Source organism: Flavobacterium sp. P21 (genome assembly GCF_050632225.1).
Classification (GTDB): domain Bacteria; phylum Bacteroidota; class Bacteroidia; order Flavobacteriales; family Flavobacteriaceae; genus Flavobacterium.
Genome location: NZ_CP192585.1, coordinates 5,261,319 through 5,276,697 on the forward strand (window position 1 = coordinate 5,261,319; position 15,379 = coordinate 5,276,697).

At 32.6% G+C, this 15,379-nt stretch carries 16 protein-coding genes and 1 pseudogene; 14 read left to right on the top strand and 3 right to left on the bottom strand.

Going from position 1 to position 15,379, the window contains the following annotated elements; all coding sequences use genetic code 11:
• Positions 1-219: 219 nt before the first annotated feature.
• From ACQ9BO_RS26605 to ACQ9BO_RS26630, 6 genes and pseudogenes are all read left to right on the top strand, one after another.
• Complete coding sequence (locus ACQ9BO_RS26605) at positions 220-2,322, top strand: TonB-dependent receptor (protein WP_431243114.1); 2,103 nt, start codon at positions 220-222, stop codon at positions 2,320-2,322.
• Positions 2,323-2,345: 23 nt separating this feature from the next.
• The gene (locus ACQ9BO_RS26610) at positions 2,346-2,897 is read left to right on the top strand and encodes a hypothetical protein (protein ID WP_431243115.1); all 552 of its coding nucleotides are present in this window, start codon (positions 2,346-2,348) and stop codon (positions 2,895-2,897) included.
• Positions 2,898-3,160: 263 nt separating this feature from the next.
• Positions 3,161-4,324, top strand: a complete 1,164-nt coding sequence (locus tag ACQ9BO_RS26615; RefSeq protein WP_431243116.1) for a 5-(carboxyamino)imidazole ribonucleotide synthase — start codon at positions 3,161-3,163, stop codon at positions 4,322-4,324.
• A 308-nt stretch (positions 4,325-4,632) separates the two neighbouring features.
• A pseudogene (gene purE, locus ACQ9BO_RS26620) lies at positions 4,633-5,119 on the top strand (5-(carboxyamino)imidazole ribonucleotide mutase).
• A gap of 113 nt (positions 5,120-5,232) precedes the next feature.
• On the top strand, positions 5,233-7,260 hold the full coding sequence (locus ACQ9BO_RS26625) for a M3 family metallopeptidase (RefSeq protein WP_431243117.1): 2,028 nt from the start codon (positions 5,233-5,235) through the stop codon (positions 7,258-7,260).
• Positions 7,261-7,404: 144 nt separating this feature from the next.
• The gene (locus ACQ9BO_RS26630; protein ID WP_431243118.1) at positions 7,405-8,064 is read left to right on the top strand and encodes a SanA/YdcF family protein; all 660 of its coding nucleotides are present in this window, start codon (positions 7,405-7,407) and stop codon (positions 8,062-8,064) included.
• Between the two features lie 30 nt (positions 8,065-8,094).
• On the opposite strand, the gene ACQ9BO_RS26635 is transcribed toward ACQ9BO_RS26630, so the two are convergent.
• The 3 genes from ACQ9BO_RS26635 to ACQ9BO_RS26645 all read right to left on the bottom strand — a co-directional run bounded on the left by ACQ9BO_RS26635 (position 8,095) and on the right by ACQ9BO_RS26645 (position 10,174).
• A complete protein-coding gene (locus tag ACQ9BO_RS26635; RefSeq protein ID WP_431243119.1) occupies positions 8,095-8,445 on the bottom strand; it encodes a type II toxin-antitoxin system HicB family antitoxin in 351 nt (116 codons plus the stop codon).
• A 1-nt stretch (position 8,446) separates the two neighbouring features.
• Positions 8,447-8,689, bottom strand: a complete 243-nt coding sequence (locus tag ACQ9BO_RS26640; protein WP_431243120.1) for a type II toxin-antitoxin system HicA family toxin — start codon at positions 8,687-8,689, stop codon at positions 8,447-8,449.
• Positions 8,690-8,911: 222 nt separating this feature from the next.
• Positions 8,912-10,174 carry a cation:proton antiporter gene (locus ACQ9BO_RS26645; protein ID WP_431243121.1) on the bottom strand — a complete coding sequence of 421 codons (1,263 nt, stop codon included), beginning with the start codon at positions 10,172-10,174 and terminating at the stop codon, positions 8,912-8,914.
• Positions 10,175-10,311: 137 nt separating this feature from the next.
• Between ACQ9BO_RS26645 and ACQ9BO_RS26650 the strand changes: the two genes are divergently transcribed.
• The 8 genes from ACQ9BO_RS26650 (at position 10,312) to ACQ9BO_RS26685 (ending at position 15,032) form a co-directional block, all read left to right on the top strand.
• The gene (locus tag ACQ9BO_RS26650) at positions 10,312-10,815 is read left to right on the top strand and encodes a GbsR/MarR family transcriptional regulator (protein WP_431243122.1); all 504 of its coding nucleotides are present in this window, start codon (positions 10,312-10,314) and stop codon (positions 10,813-10,815) included.
• Positions 10,816-10,870: 55 nt separating this feature from the next.
• Positions 10,871-11,230: a hypothetical protein gene (locus tag ACQ9BO_RS26655; protein WP_431243123.1), complete on the top strand. Its 360-nt coding sequence runs from the start codon at positions 10,871-10,873 to the stop codon at positions 11,228-11,230.
• A 27-nt stretch (positions 11,231-11,257) separates the two neighbouring features.
• Positions 11,258-11,998, top strand: a complete 741-nt coding sequence (locus tag ACQ9BO_RS26660) for a YqjF family protein (RefSeq protein ID WP_431243124.1) — start codon at positions 11,258-11,260, stop codon at positions 11,996-11,998.
• A gap of 27 nt (positions 11,999-12,025) precedes the next feature.
• Positions 12,026-12,826, top strand: coding sequence for a hypothetical protein (locus tag ACQ9BO_RS26665; RefSeq protein ID WP_431243125.1), 801 nt, complete (start codon positions 12,026-12,028; stop codon positions 12,824-12,826).
• Between the two features lie 99 nt (positions 12,827-12,925).
• Positions 12,926-13,837: a TIGR01777 family oxidoreductase gene (locus ACQ9BO_RS26670; protein WP_431243126.1), complete on the top strand. Its 912-nt coding sequence runs from the start codon at positions 12,926-12,928 to the stop codon at positions 13,835-13,837.
• A complete protein-coding gene (locus ACQ9BO_RS26675; protein ID WP_431243127.1) occupies positions 13,834-14,232 on the top strand; it encodes a hypothetical protein in 399 nt (132 codons plus the stop codon). The genes ACQ9BO_RS26670 and ACQ9BO_RS26675 overlap by 4 nt, the downstream gene beginning before the upstream one ends.
• A gap of 2 nt (positions 14,233-14,234) precedes the next feature.
• Positions 14,235-14,690, top strand: a complete 456-nt coding sequence (locus ACQ9BO_RS26680) for an SRPBCC family protein (RefSeq protein WP_431243128.1) — start codon at positions 14,235-14,237, stop codon at positions 14,688-14,690.
• A gap of 102 nt (positions 14,691-14,792) precedes the next feature.
• Positions 14,793-15,032: a hypothetical protein gene (locus ACQ9BO_RS26685; RefSeq protein WP_431243129.1), complete on the top strand. Its 240-nt coding sequence runs from the start codon at positions 14,793-14,795 to the stop codon at positions 15,030-15,032.
• Positions 15,033-15,379: the final 347 nt, after the last annotated feature.

Sequence of the window (15,379 nt, forward strand, 5' to 3'; positions counted from 1 at the left end):
TTTTCGCAAATTTAATTTTTGCCGTTTTCGTCATTTTTGTCATTTCGACGAAGGAGAAATCTCCACAAGAAACTCTACAAAGATTGACGATTTTGATTGTGGAGCTACTCGCGAAGATTTCTCCTTCGTCGAAATGACAAGATTGTGGTTAATCTTTGTGTTCTCTACGAAACCTTTTCGTTTTCTGCAGTTATTTTTTTCATGTTTAAGAAACTTTTTATGCTTTCAAAAAATTGTTGTTTTTTTCTTCTTATTTTAATTGTTTGTCAAAACATTTTTGCACAAGATGGAAAAAGCAACTCTATTGATTCTGTAAAAACCGAAAAATTAAACGAAGTTTTAATAAGTCCGCTTCATATTAATCGTGATTTACAAAATAGTCCGGCTTCAATTGGCATTTTATCTGAAAAAGAATTACTTCGAAATAATACCACAGACATTAGCAATGTCATCAACACAATTCCGGGTGTTTTTATGCAATCGTCGAATATTACCACAACCCGAATTTCGATTCGCGGAATTGGCGCGAGAACTCCGTACGGAACTAATAAAATCAGAGCTTTTTATGGAAATATTCCACTAACTTCTGGAAACAGCGAAACCGTAATTGATGATATTGATCTTCAAAATATCAATCAGGTTGAAGTTATTAAAGGTCCGCTTTCGAGTATTTACGGCGCGGGTTTGGGCGGAGCGATTTTAATTTCACCCGAAACATTTAATAAATCCAACTATCAAACCGAAGTCAGTTCTGTTTTTGGATCTTTTGGATTATTGAAAAACAGAGTCGGTTTTAATTTGAATGAAAAAAGTGCTTCTTTAAATCTGAGTTATCATAATTTAAAAACCGACGGCTGGCGTGAAAACAGCGCTTACAATCGGGAAGGAATTACGCTTGGCGGAGAATTATTCCGAAAGAAAAACAGCAAACTGACATACTTTTCGAATTATACTTATTTAAAAGCATACATTCCGAGTTCGATTAATAAAACCACTTTCGAAAATAATCCGCAAGCGGGTGCGCCGACTTGGGTTGCTTCAAAAGGGTTTAAAGAATACAATTCGACTTTGGCAGGATTGGCTTATGATTTTTCAATTAATGAAAATTTAAAAAATTCGACTTCGGTTTTCATCAATTATAAAGACAGCAACGAACCGCGACCTTTTGATATTTTGCGCCAATATACTTTTGCTTCGGGCGCTAGAACTCAGTTTTCAGGAGATTTTAAAATTGGAAAAATCAAAAATCAGTTCATTGCGGGATTAGAATATTTCAGAGATAATTACAGCGGAAATACTTTTCAGAACTTATATCAGCAGAATAATGGAAATGGAAGTCTGCAAGGCGATCAACTTACCGCAACCGATCAAAAAAGAGATTTTTATAATATTTTTTCGCAAATCAGAACTTTACTTTCCGATCGATTTGAAATTCAGGCAGGTTTAAATTATAACAAAACAAAATTTGAATTGCAGAATGATTTTCCCGCTTCCGCGAATAATCCGAAGGAGAAATATAGTTATGACGGGATTTTTTCGCCACAGCTTTCTTTTTTATTTAAACCGAATGAAGTTCAAACTTTTTACTTTTCTGTAAGTCGAGGATTTTCTCTTCCTGCAACCGAAGAAACGTTAACTTCAACGGGAAATATCAATCCAGACATAAAACCCGAAACCGGTTATAACTTTGAATTAGGAGGAAAATTGCATTTTTTCAATAAAAAACTTTACACCGAAATTGCTGTTTATCGAATGGAAATTAACGATTTATTGGTTGCCGAAAGAATTGGCGATGATCAATATGAAGGCGTAAATGCTGGAAAAACTTTTCATGAAGGAATCGAAATTTCGCTAAACCATAATTGGCCCATAAATCGGATTTTTAATTTAAATTCTTATGTTGGAACATCAATCGGAAATTATGAATTCAAAGAATTTGTCGATAACGGAAATGATTTTTCTGGAAACAAATTAACCGGAGTTCCTGCCAATACTACAAGTGCAGGTTTTAATTTAAACATGATTTCAGGATTTTATTTTTCAGCCGATTTTCAGTTTACTGATAAAATTCCGATGAATGATTCAAACGCTAATTTTTCAGATTCTTATTCTCTTTTGAATTTAAAAACGGGTTATCAATTTGAAATTTTATCGGGTTTAAAAGCTCATTTTGATGCGGGAATAAATAATGTCATGAACGAAAAATACGCTTCTATGATTTTGACCAATGCTACAGCGGTTGGAAATGCACAACCGAGATTTTATTACCCTGGATTGCCGATAAACTATTACGGAATTATCTCATTAAATTACGTATTTTAGCATTGTATTAAACATCAAAAACAATGCTTTCCGAACTGCAGAGAAAACTGGATTATGTCAATGCTTACAGAGAAAATCGTCTCAAAACGGCAAAAGATGTTTTAGAAAACCCTTCACTTTTTAGTGAATTGGTTTCGATTTGCTTTTCGCCCGAAGACAAAAACAATCATAAAGCCTGCTGGATTCTTGAATTTGTTTCGTACGAAGAATTGCATTGGCTCCAGCCTCATCTTGATTTTTTCTGTTCGAATCTAAAAGTTTTAAAAGACGAAAGTTCGATGCGTCCGATTGCAAAAGTGGTTCAGCTTTTGGTAAAATCGCATTACAAGAAAAACGAAAACGGCATAAAACTCTCCGAAGAAAATCTTCAAGATTGCATTGAAGCTTCTTTCGACTGGCTGATTAACGATACCAAAGTCGCCACAAAAGCCTATTCTATTCGTACTTTATATATTTTAGGAAATTATTACGACTGGATTCATCCTGAATTAAAAGTAATCATTGATAAAGATTTCGGAGATCATTCACCCGCATACAAAGCCGTCGCCAAAGAAGTTTTGAAGAAAATAAAATAGTTTTTTTGATAGCCACAGATTAAATGGATTAGAAAGGATTTTTTTTCGCCACGAATTACACGAATTTCCACGAATTATTTTTTTCAAATTCCACCTAAAAAATTAGTGCAAATTCGTGTAATTCGTGGCAACCCAAAACCCACAAAGAGAAAAATCATTTTAATCTTTTAAATCTGTGGCAAAACTTTATCAATCCATAGCAGAAAAACTAAATTTTGGCTAAAAAAAGATTAAAAAGTATCTTTGCAAAAACACAACACAAAATGAATTATTTTTCTTCTGATTTTAAATTAGGAATATTAGGCGGAGGACAATTAGGCAAAATGCTTTTGTTCGACACCCGAAAATTTGACATACAAACTTACGTTCTGGATCCAAGCGACGAAGCGCCGAGTAAAATTTCCTGCAACAAGTTTTTTCAAGGCGATTTAATGGATTATGAAACGGTTTATAATTTCGGGAAACAAGTCGATGTTCTGACTTTCGAAATCGAATTGGTAAACCTTGAAGCTTTAACGCAATTGGAAAATGAAGGTTTAAAAATATATCCGTCTCCAAAAACCTTAAAAGGAATTCAGAATAAAGGCGTTCAAAAAGAATTTTACGCTAAAAATAATATCCCAACTGCACCTTTCGAAAGATTTGAAAATTTAGAAAATCTAAAATCGGCACTCGTTAATCAACAATCAACAATCAAATTGCCTTTCGTGTGGAAATGCACCGAATTTGGTTATGACGGAAATGGAGTAAAAATAGTTCGTCAAGCATCCGATTTAGATACGCTTCCAAATGTAGAATGCATTGCAGAAACTATGGTTCCGTTCAAAAACGAATTGGCGGTAATTGTGGTTAGAAATCCGTCAGGTGAAATGAAAACCTATCCAGTTGTAGAAATGGAATTTCACCCAGAAGCCAATCAAGTTGAATACGTAATCTGCCCAGCAAGAATCGACAATAAAGTTGCTGAAAAAGCTAGAGCAATTGCTTTGCAGGTTTCAGAAAACTTTAATCACGTTGGTCTTCTAGCTGTTGAAATGTTCCAGACTCAAGATGACGAAATTTTGGTAAACGAAGTTGCACCGCGTCCGCACAATTCTGGACATTATTCTATCGAAGCAAGTTATACTTCACAATTCGAAAATCATTTACGTGCTATCTTAGATCTTCCTTTAGGAAACACAGACAGCAAAGTGGCCGGAATTATGGTCAATTTAGTCGGTGCCGAAGGTCATTCTGGAAATGTTGTTTATGAAAATATCGAAACCATTTTGGGATGGAATGGCGTTACACCTCATATTTACGGAAAAAAACAAACGCGTCCTTTCAGAAAAATGGGCCACGTTACGATTGTAAATGAAGATATGCAGGAAGCAAGACGTATTGCCGAGGAAGTTAAAAATACTATTAAAGTGATCAGTGGTCAGTAATTTTTAGTGATTAGTTTAATGGATGATTTTGTAGAAATAGTTATGAATCTTTTGAATTTAGACGACAAATCAAATTTGTTTAAAATTCATTTTGAAAAATTTACAGATAAATACGAATATAAAGGCGAGCGAATAAAAAGTTTTATTTTATTTATAATTCTTGTCGTATTTTCTTTAGCATTAATAATTTTCATTTTATTTCTTATTTATACAATTCTGCTTAAATTAAGATCATAAAACCAAAAAGCATAAAAACAGTTTTTAGTCACAACAAAACTTGAAACTTTAAACCTGAAACAAAAAACAAAATGAGCAAAGTAGCTATTATAATGGGAAGCATCTCCGACATGCCAGTTATGCAGGATGCAATCGACATATTAAAACAATTTAATGTAGAAGTTGAAGTAGATATTGTTTCGGCACATAGAACGCCGGAGAAATTATTCGATTTCAGCAAAAATGCACATACTCGCGGTATTTCGGTAATTATTGCTGGTGCGGGCGGTGCGGCACATTTACCTGGAATGGTGGCTTCAATGTCTCCCCTTCCAGTAATTGGAGTTCCAGTAAAGTCAAGCAACTCAATTGATGGCTGGGATTCTGTATTGTCAATTCTACAAATGCCGGGTGGCGTTCCTGTTGCAACTGTAGCTTTAAACGGAGCAAAAAATGCTGGAATTTTAGCGAGCACAAATCATCGGAAGCCACGATAAAAAAGTTTTGGATACTATTATTTCTTATAAAGAAGAACTGAAAGCAACAGTTAATAAAGTCGCTGAAGGACTTAATAAATAAGTTTAATTCCACAGAGATTCACAAAATAAACACAAAGCTTCGCAAAGAATATTTAAAAAACTTTGCGAAGCTCTGTGTCTTCTTAGCGAAACTTTGCGTAACACAATAACACTATGAGCGTATTAACACAATACTTTAGCACCAAACATAACACTGCGCCTTTTTCGCAAATTAAAATCGAAGATTACGTTCCTGCTTTTCAGGAAGGGATTGCTTTGGCTAAAGCCGAAATTGATGCAATTGTAAACAATCCGGAAGCTCCGACTTTTGAAAATACAATCGTTGCGATGGATTATTCAGGCGATATTTTAGATCGTCTTTCAAGTGTTTTCTTCAATTTGAATTCGGCTGAAACGAATGACGAAATGCAGAAAATTGCTCAGGAAGTTTCGCCTTGGCTTTCAGAATTTGGAAACGACATTCGTTTGAATGCTGATTTGTTTGCGAAAGTAAAAGCCGTTTATGATCAAAAAGAAAGTTTGAACCTCAACGCGGAACAAACGACTTTATTAGATAAAAAATACAAAAGCTTTTCTAGAAACGGAGCTAATTTGCCTGAAGACAAGAAAAATCAATTAAGAGAAATCGACAAAGAATTATCGAAATTGAGTTTACAATTTGGTGAAAACGTTTTGGCAGAAACCAACAATTTCGAATTGCATTTAACTGATGAAAAAGATTTAGCTGGTTTACCAGAAGGAACAATTGAAGCGACAAGATTATTAGCCAAAAATCAAGAAAAAGAGGGCTGGATTTTTACTTTAGATCATCCAAGTTATATTCCGTTTTTAACTTATGCTGATAATCGTGAATTGCGTAAAAAAATGGCAATTGCTTTTGGCGCAAAAGCATTTCAAAATAACGAATTCAACAATGAAGAAAACGTTCTGAAAATCGCTAAACTTCGTCATGAAAGAGCTAATTTATTAGGTTACAAAACGCACGCGCATTTTGTTCTGGAAGAAAGAATGGCCGAAAGTCCGGAAAAAGTTTTCTCTTTCCTAAATGATTTATTGGCAAAAGCAAAACCTGCGACTCAAAAAGAATTTGCAGAATTGACTGCTTTCGCAAAAAAACTAGATGGAATTGAACAATTAGAAAAATGGGACGGCGCTTATTATTCTGAGAAATTAAAACAACAGCTTTTTAATTTAGACGATGAAAAACTGAAACCTTATTTTCAATTAGAAAAAGTTTTAGACGGTGCTTTTACAGTTGCCCAAAAACTATACGGTTTAACTTTTACCGAGGTTTTTGATATCGATAAATATCACGAAGAAGTTACGACTTATGAAGTTCGTGATGCCGAAAACAATTTGGTTTCGATTTTCTATGCTGATTTCTTCCCGAGAAAAGGAAAAAGAAACGGTGCGTGGATGACTTCATTCAAATCGCAATATGTAAAAGACGGCGTGAACGAAAGACCGCACATTTCGAACGTTTGTAATTTTACAAAACCAACTGAAACAAAACCTTCATTATTGACTTTTAATGAAGTAACGACTTTATTCCACGAATTCGGTCACGGATTGCACGGAATGTTAGCAAACACAGTTTATCCAAGTTTATCAGGAACTTCTGTTTATTGGGATTTCGTAGAATTACCAAGTCAGATTATGGAGAATTGGTGTTACGAACCGGAAGCTTTGGCTTTGTTTGCGAATCATTACGAAACGGGAGAAATTATTCCGATTGAGTATGTTCAGAAAATTAAAGAAAGTGCAAGTTTTCAGGAAGGTTTGGCAACATTACGCCAATTAAGTTTTGGATTATTAGACATGGCTTGGCACGGACAAGATCCAACTAATATTACAGATCTTAAAGCTTTCGAAACAGAACAATTTGCCAATACGCAATTGTATCCTGATGTAAAAGAAAATGCGATGAGTACAGCATTCTCTCATATTTTTCAAGGTGGATATTCGTCTGGATATTACAGCTACAAATGGGCTGAAGTTCTAGATGCTGATGCTTTTGAATATTTTCATGAAAATGGAATCTTCAACGAAGAAGTAGCGAAGAAATTCAAAGATAATGTGCTTTCTAAAGGAGGAACAGAACATCCGATGACTTTATACAAACGTTTTAGAGGTCAAGAACCAAAACCTGAAGCTTTGTTGAAAAGAGCAGGATTATTGTAAAGATTCTAAGATACTAAGGTTCTAAGTTGCTAAGCTTTTTAGAGAACCGAATTTTGAAACCGAAGCATTTCTGCTTCGGTTTTTTATTTGGTTTTACTTTAGCTATCTTCGTGTTTTTAAATCTTAATCTTACAAATACAAGCCGTGAAAAAATATTTTAAAATCGCCCTTTATCTTGCAATTATTGGAGTAATTGCCATTGTTTCGGTAAATTATTATATAAAGTCTTCAACCAAAAAGAATATTTATTATTCCATAAAAAAGTTTCCTAAAAATGATGTGGGAATTATTTTTGGAGCTGGAATCAACGGAAATCAGCCAAGCAAATATTTAAAAGATCGCTTGGATGCGGGAATTATGCTTTGGAAAGCAAAACGCATCAATAAAATTTTACTTTCAGGAGATAACGGCCGTGACGAATATGACGAATTAACGGTCATGAAAAACTACTGTTTTAATCACGGAGTTGATACAACCAAAATATTTATTGATTATGCAGGTTTCGATACTTACTCGACAATGTATCGCGCCAAACATATTTTTAAGATTAGGAAAGCAACTTTAATATCTCAAGAATATCATTTAAATCGTGCCATTTATATTGGCCAAAAACTCGGAATTAAATCGGCTGGATATTCTGCAAATCGAGGAGAATATTTAGGATATAATTATGTACGCTTTAGAGAATATGGTTCGGTTTTTAAATCGTTTTTTGATGTTTTAAGAAATCGTGAACCTCGTTTTTTAGGTGGAGAAATTAATATTAATGGAGAATCGAATTATTCGAAAGAAGATAAGAGATAAAAAAGGCGAAACTTATCAGTTTCGCCTTTTTTAATTTAAAATTTCTTCATGTTTCACAACATATGACAAAGCTTCTTTTACAATTTCATTTAAATTTAATCCTTTTTTTGATGCTAATAGAGCTATTTTTTGATGCAACTCCTGTGAAACTCTCACATTAAAAGAACCTTTATATGTTTTATCTGGGACTTTATTCAATAATTTACATGTCTCTAAATAATCTTCAACAGCTTCTTTAAAAGCTTCTTCTAATTCGGTAACAGAAGATCCTTCAAAAGTTACTAAATCGGTTATACCTTGAATTTTTCCAAAGAATATTTTATCATCTGCAGAAAATTCTAATGTACCAATGTATCCGTTATATTCTAAATAATTCTTCATCTTACAATTCTAAATATTCAATAATAATATCAAGCTGATATCCTTTCAGCACTTTTTGTGGATGTGGTTCGTGCAGATTTATAATCTGTTTATTTTCATTTACAAACTTTCTTCTTGAACCACCTGTTTTTCCTTGTGAAATCTGCTTATAACCAAAATGATTTAAAATTTTCAGCATTTCATCCCAAGAAAAATCTTTTGGTTTTGATTTTAACCTTTCAATAAGTTTATCAATCTTACTCATACAAATTTATCATTAAATTTTAGTTTTGCAACTATTATTTAGTCGCAAAATTAAACTAAAGATTAAAATCAAGAAAAATCTTTCAAAAAACAATGTGTTTAAAAAAATATTCAATCGAAGACAGATCAAAAAAAAGACCTACAAATATTTTTTGCAAGTCTTTTATTAAATGGTTCAAAAAATAAAATCTTTATTCTTGAAACTCTTTCCTATGATATTCCTTTACTCTTTTTCTAAAACTCTATTTGCTAATTTACCAACCGTCAGTCCTTGTACCACAATTGAAAATAATACCACAATATAAGTTACTTCAAGTAAAAGGTTTTTATATTCTCCTTCCGGCATAGAAAGCACTAAAGCAATTGAAACTCCACCACGGATTCCACCCCAAACTAAAACCATCAAAGAACCTTTGTTGTAAGCCGATTTGATTCCGAAGAACTTAAAAATATCAAAGAATTTCCACGGTAAAACAATCGACGTTAATCTTGAAAACAACACAATAAAAATGGCAACAATACCTGTCAATAATTGTTTGTCCAAATTTGGAAGTAACAACAATTCAAAACCTATAAATAAGAATAAAACGGCATTCAGGATTTCATCGATAAGTTCCCAAAATTTACCCAGATAATCTTTTGTGACTTCGCTCATGGCAACTTTTTTACCATAATTTCCAATAATCAAACCAGCAACAACCATTGCCAACGGACTAGAAACGTGTAATGCCTGAGCTACCAAAAATCCTCCTGTGACGATAGAAAGTGTAATTAAAACTGAAACTTTATAGTCGTCTATTTTCTTCATGACTCTCGAAGCAGTAAATCCGAAAACTGTTCCCAATAAAAGTCCGCCAATTCCTTCTTTGATAAACAACCAACTAATTGAACCAAACGTAGCATCAAATGTTGGATCAGTTGCCATTTTAAGAACCACTGCAAACATTACTACCGCTACTCCATCATTAAAAAGTGATTCACCAACAATTTTAGTTTCTATTCTTTTAGAAACTTTGGCTTCTTTTAAAACTCCCAAAACAACGATTGGATCGGTTGGTGAAATTAAAGTTCCGAAAACTAAGCAAAATATATAAGGTATATTGATTCCTAAAAATGGTGCGATATTATAAAGCAGAACAGATATAATTAAAGCTGATAAAACGACACTCACCGTCGAATAAATCATAATAGGAACTTTTTGTTCTTTCAAATCAAACATGTTTACGTGTAAAGCTCCTGCGAATAAAAGAAAGTTCAACATTGCTCCCATCAGGATTTCGTTGAAATCAAATTCTTTTATCAAATCAAAAAAATGCTTTGTCGTTGCAGGAAAATAAGAATCTCCCAAAAGACGAATTCCAACAGAAACCAACATGGCAATAATCATGATTCCGATAGTTCCTGGAAGTTTTAAAAATCTTAAATTCAAATAGGCAAAGAATGATGCCAATACAATTAGCACCGAAAATGTGTAGTATAATTCCATAAATGTGATTTTTACAAAAATAATTTTCTCATTACTTAATCAACAATTACGTGACTTGAATTAACATAACTTTATAATTCGCTAAATAAGTTTCAATTATTTTTGAAAGTTTAAAAACTTTTACTTACATTTGATCTATGGAATTCAAAGAAGCAAAAAATAAGTTTGTTCAGACTTGGGGAGCATTAGGCTCTCAATGGGGAATTAATAAAACGATGGCACAAATCCACGCTTTATTAATGGTCTCAAACGAAGCTGTTTCTATGGAAAACATCATGGAAGAGTTGCAAATTTCCCGAGGAAATGCGAGCATGAACTTAAGAGCTTTAATGGATTGGGGAATTGTTTACAAAGAATTTAAAGCCGGCGAAAGAAAAGAATTCTTTACTGCCGAAAAAGATTTAGATGAATTGGCATCAAAAATTTCCAGAGAAAGAAGCAAAAGAGAAATTAAACCAGCGCTTAAAATCTTGAAAGAAGTTTCGACAATTGAAGCTAGTGAATCAGCTGAGGAAAAACACTTTGTAGATCAGACTACTAAATTGTATGATTTCGTTTTAAAAGCGGATAATATGTTAGATAAAATGACTGAATTTAACGAAAATTGGTTAGGAAAATTAGTCATCAAAATGATGAAATAAAAAATTTAATCAAAACTTTCATTTTTTTCTGAAAGTTTAAAAACAACAAACAGTTATGAAAACACTTAAAAAAATCAACAAAATTGCATTGTGTACAACCTTAGTTTTATTCCTAACAATATATCTTGGAATGTTAGCACAAATCCCTTTGGGAATTATTCAGGTAATTTCAGCTATTTATTTAACAGTCAAAATGTACCATAAATCAGATTATGCAAAAAGAAACTTATCTATTTATTGGATCGTAACAATTTCTGAACTTGTTTTATTTTATGTACAACATAACTATTTTCCAACTTCAAATGATGCAATAGAATGGTCTTTAATGGTAGTTTTTCCTATGTCAATTGCAATTTATTTCTATGTAATAATGAGAAAAATAGTTGCTGAATATGAACTCAGCCGAGAATTCTGAATTTATAATCTATAAAAAAGCACACCAATGAACTTCTTAAAAGCAGAATGGAAAAACTTAGCACTTTTCAATTATGGAGTTGATGCTAAACTATTAAAAAAATATCTTCCTGTAGGAACTGAAATAGATATTTGGAACAACAAATGTTATGTCAGTTTGGTTGGGTTTATGTTTAAAAACACCAAAGTTTTAGGATTGAAAGTTCCATTTCATGTCCATTTTGAAGAAGTAAATTTGAGATTTTATGTCAAACGTTTCGAAAATGGTGAATGGAAACGCGGTGTAGTTTTCATCAAAGAAATTGTTCCTAAAAAAGCCATCACTTTTATTGCCAATACTTTGTATCAGGAACATTATGAAACTCAGAAAATGAGACATGAAATTATTGAAAACGAAAACAGCAGTACTTTCATTTATCAATGGAAGAATGACAAAGAATGGAATACAATTGAAATTGAAACCAAAAAAGATTTAAGCAAAATTGAAATTGACTCTGAAGCTGAATTTATCACAGAACATTATTTCGGATATACCAAAATTGACGAAGAAACAACTTTTGAATACGAAGTGACGCACCCAAGATGGGAACAATTTGAGGTTTTAAATCACCGAATTGATATTGATTTCGAAAAAAATTATGGACGCGATTTTGGATTTCTTCAAACTCAAAAACCAGCGTCAGTTTTCTTGGCTAAAGGATCAAAAATTACAGTAAAGAATAAAAGAAAAATTGAGTTGATTCCTGCACAAGAAGAATTATACGCATAAAACTATTCATCTTTAAAACCAAAAATCATGAAAACGTTAGAAAACCAAACCTTGCTTTATGATGAAGATTGTCCGCTTTGCAGTTTGTATACAACTGGATTTGTCAAAAGCGGAATGCTCGATGAAAACGGAAGAAAATCTTACTGTCAGTTATCTGCCGAAGAGCAAAGTTTTGTGGATTTAAAACGTGCTCCAAACGAAATTGCTTTGATTGATAATAAAACTCAAACGGTGATTTACGGAATTGACAGTCTTATAAAAGTCATTGGATTTTCTTTTCCTGTAATTGAAAAAATTGCAACTATAAAACCTGTCCATTATGTTCTGAAGAAAATGTACTCTTTTGTTTCTTATAATAGAAAAGTAATTATTCCGGGAAATGTAAAAGAGGAAAACAAATTGCAATGCACTCCCGATTTCAATTACAAATACAGATTTCTGTTTATCGGATTTGCTTTAACAATCACAACTTTTGTTTTGTTCGGATTTTCAAATTTGATTCCGATTTTACCGAAAACAAATATTTTGAGAGAATTCATTTTAGCTTTTGGACAAATTGTTTTTCAAGGTTTACTTCTGACGAAATTTGACAAACAAACGATTCTTAATTACGCAGGAAATTTAATGACGGTTTCTTTGATGGGAAGTTTAATTTTAAGTCCGATTTTGATTTTAAGCCAATTTGTTCCACTTCCAGAAATGATTATTTTGGGTTGGTTTGGAGTAACGGTTTTGATTATGTTTTTGGAACATTTGAGAAGGGTAAAACTTTTAAAACTTCCTTTTTACTTATCTTACACTGGATTTTATATAGAATTCTTGCATTAGTTTTTATTCTTAATTAAAAAAGTCCGCCACGAATTCACGAATTAATATAAACTGAATCTAAAAAATAATTCGTGAATTTGTGGCTATAAAATTACACCAATGAGCAAACTTATAATAGCATCTGGAACCGGTTTTCTCGGACAGGTTTTAATCAATCATTTCAAAAATAAATTTGAAGAAATTGTAATTCTAACAAGAGAAAAATCACAGACAATTGACGGAATTAAATATGTAAACTGGAATGCCAAAACTTTTTCTGGTTGGGAAATGGAATTGGAAAATGCTACAGTTTTAATTAATCTAGCAGGAAAATCGGTTGATTGCCGTTATACGAAAAAGAATAAAAAAGAAATTCTTTGGTCGAGAATTGACAGTACAAAAATCCTGAATAAAGCGGTTTTGAATTGCAAGAATCCTCCGAAACATTGGCTGAATTCATCAACAGCCACTATTTATCGTTTTTCATTAGACAAACAAATGGATGAAGTTGATGGCGAAATTGGAAATGATTTTTCTATAAACGTAGCGCTTTCCTGGGAAAAAGCATTCTTTAAAACCGAAACTCCAAATACCTTAAAAACAGCTTTGCGGACTTCTATTGTTTTAGGGAAAAATGGTGGCGCTTTTATTCCGTTAAAGACTTTGGCAAAAATTGGTTTTGGAGGAAAACAAGGAAAAGGGAATCAATTTGTAAGTTGGATTCACGAAGATGATTTTGCCGATGCTGTTGATTTTATAATTGAAAAAGAAATGTCTGGTATTATCAATATTGTTTCTCCTACTCCAATTCGAAATGTTGATTTTATGGAAAAACTTCGAAAAGCTGTTGGTTTTCCTTTTGGAATTCCGTTGAATACATTCTTTCTGGAAATTGGATCTTTCTTCATTCGAACTGAAACGGAATTGGTTTTGAAAAGTAGAAATGTGATTCCTAAAAGACTTTTAGAAAATGGGTTTGAATTTAAGTTTGGGGATATTGATGAAGCATTTAAAAATTTATTAAACAAATGAAAACACAAAATATAAACTGGGGTTATTTTTTCAAGCATTGGATTTTTACTTTGATTATAGGCCCCATAATTGCACAAATAATTTCACTTTTAGCCCTTCTTTTGAATTATCAATCAGTTGGTCTATTGGAAATGTTTCCAATAATATTCGTTGTCAGTATTATCTTTTCAATACCAACTTATATTGCATACGCTTTCGTTTATCATCATTTCTCTAGCAAAAATACATCAAGTTTAACTCTAAAAATCATTTTAATATCACTCACAATAATTGGAATATTTATAACAACAGCATTTATAGAAGGAAATATTTCATACTTCATTGCTCTATCTTATTCAATTTCATCAATTATTAGTGGATTGGTGTTCGATTTAAAATATAGACCTGAAGAATAATCATGACCACTATAAACTTAACTACCAAAATAAAAGCATCAAAACAAATCGTTTTTGATGCTTCAAGAAATATCGATATTCATCAACAATCAGCAAGTCCTTCAAAAGAAAAAGCAATTGCTGGAGTAACTTCTAGTTTAATAAATTTTGGAGAAACCGTAACTTGGCAAGGAAAGCATTTTGGATTTTATTTCACACACAAAAGTAGAATAACAGTAATGAATCCTTATGATTATTTTGTTGACGAAATGGAAAAAGGCAAATTCAAATCGTTCAAACATGAACATTTTTTTCAGGAAGAAAATGGTTTTACCATTATGAAAGATAAATTGCAATATGCAACTCCGTTTGGGATTTTCGGGAAGTTATTTGATGTTTTGTTCTTGAAGAGACATTTGACGAATTTTCTTTTAGAAAGAAATAAGGTTTTGAAAGAGATTTCAGAGAAAAATATTTGATTGGATTTTATTTCACGCAGATTCTACAAATTTTAGCAGATAAAAAAATCAAATTTATTTGCCTCCAGTTTTAACTGGAGGTGAATTAAGGATTCAATATTCATGGCTTTAGCCAAACTTTGTCATTTGACTAAATTAAATGAAAATTCTTCGTTTCAAATTCCAAACATAGCCTGCGGTTTCAACCGCAGGAAACGTTGTGAGAAGAAAACATCTCAATGGTTGAAACCATTGGCAATATTTATCGAAATAAAAAAACAAGTTCAGTTGCCTCTAGTTTTAACTGGAGGTAAATCAGAATTGAATATTCTTGGCTTCAGCCAAACTTTGTCATTTGGCTAAAGCCTTTATTGGAGGCATTTTTTTTAACCTCCAGCTAAAGCTTGAGGCAATTCAGAAAACCAATTAGATGAAAATTCATTTTTTTCAAACTCCAAATTTCAAACATAGCCCGCGGTTTCAACCGAGGGAAACGTTATGAAACGTCGCGAAACGTTAGGTAAGGAAAGCGTCCCAATGCTTGAAACCATTGGCAATGCTTATCGAAATAAAAAATATTAAATTATGAAAACGAATTTTCTCATTTCCGAATTGCGTGAGGGATAGCAGTGGAAAGCCCACAGCCTGACGAAGGAAGTGCGAGGACTTGAAACGGATAGCCCGACAGCATCCCGATAAAAGGGCGTATA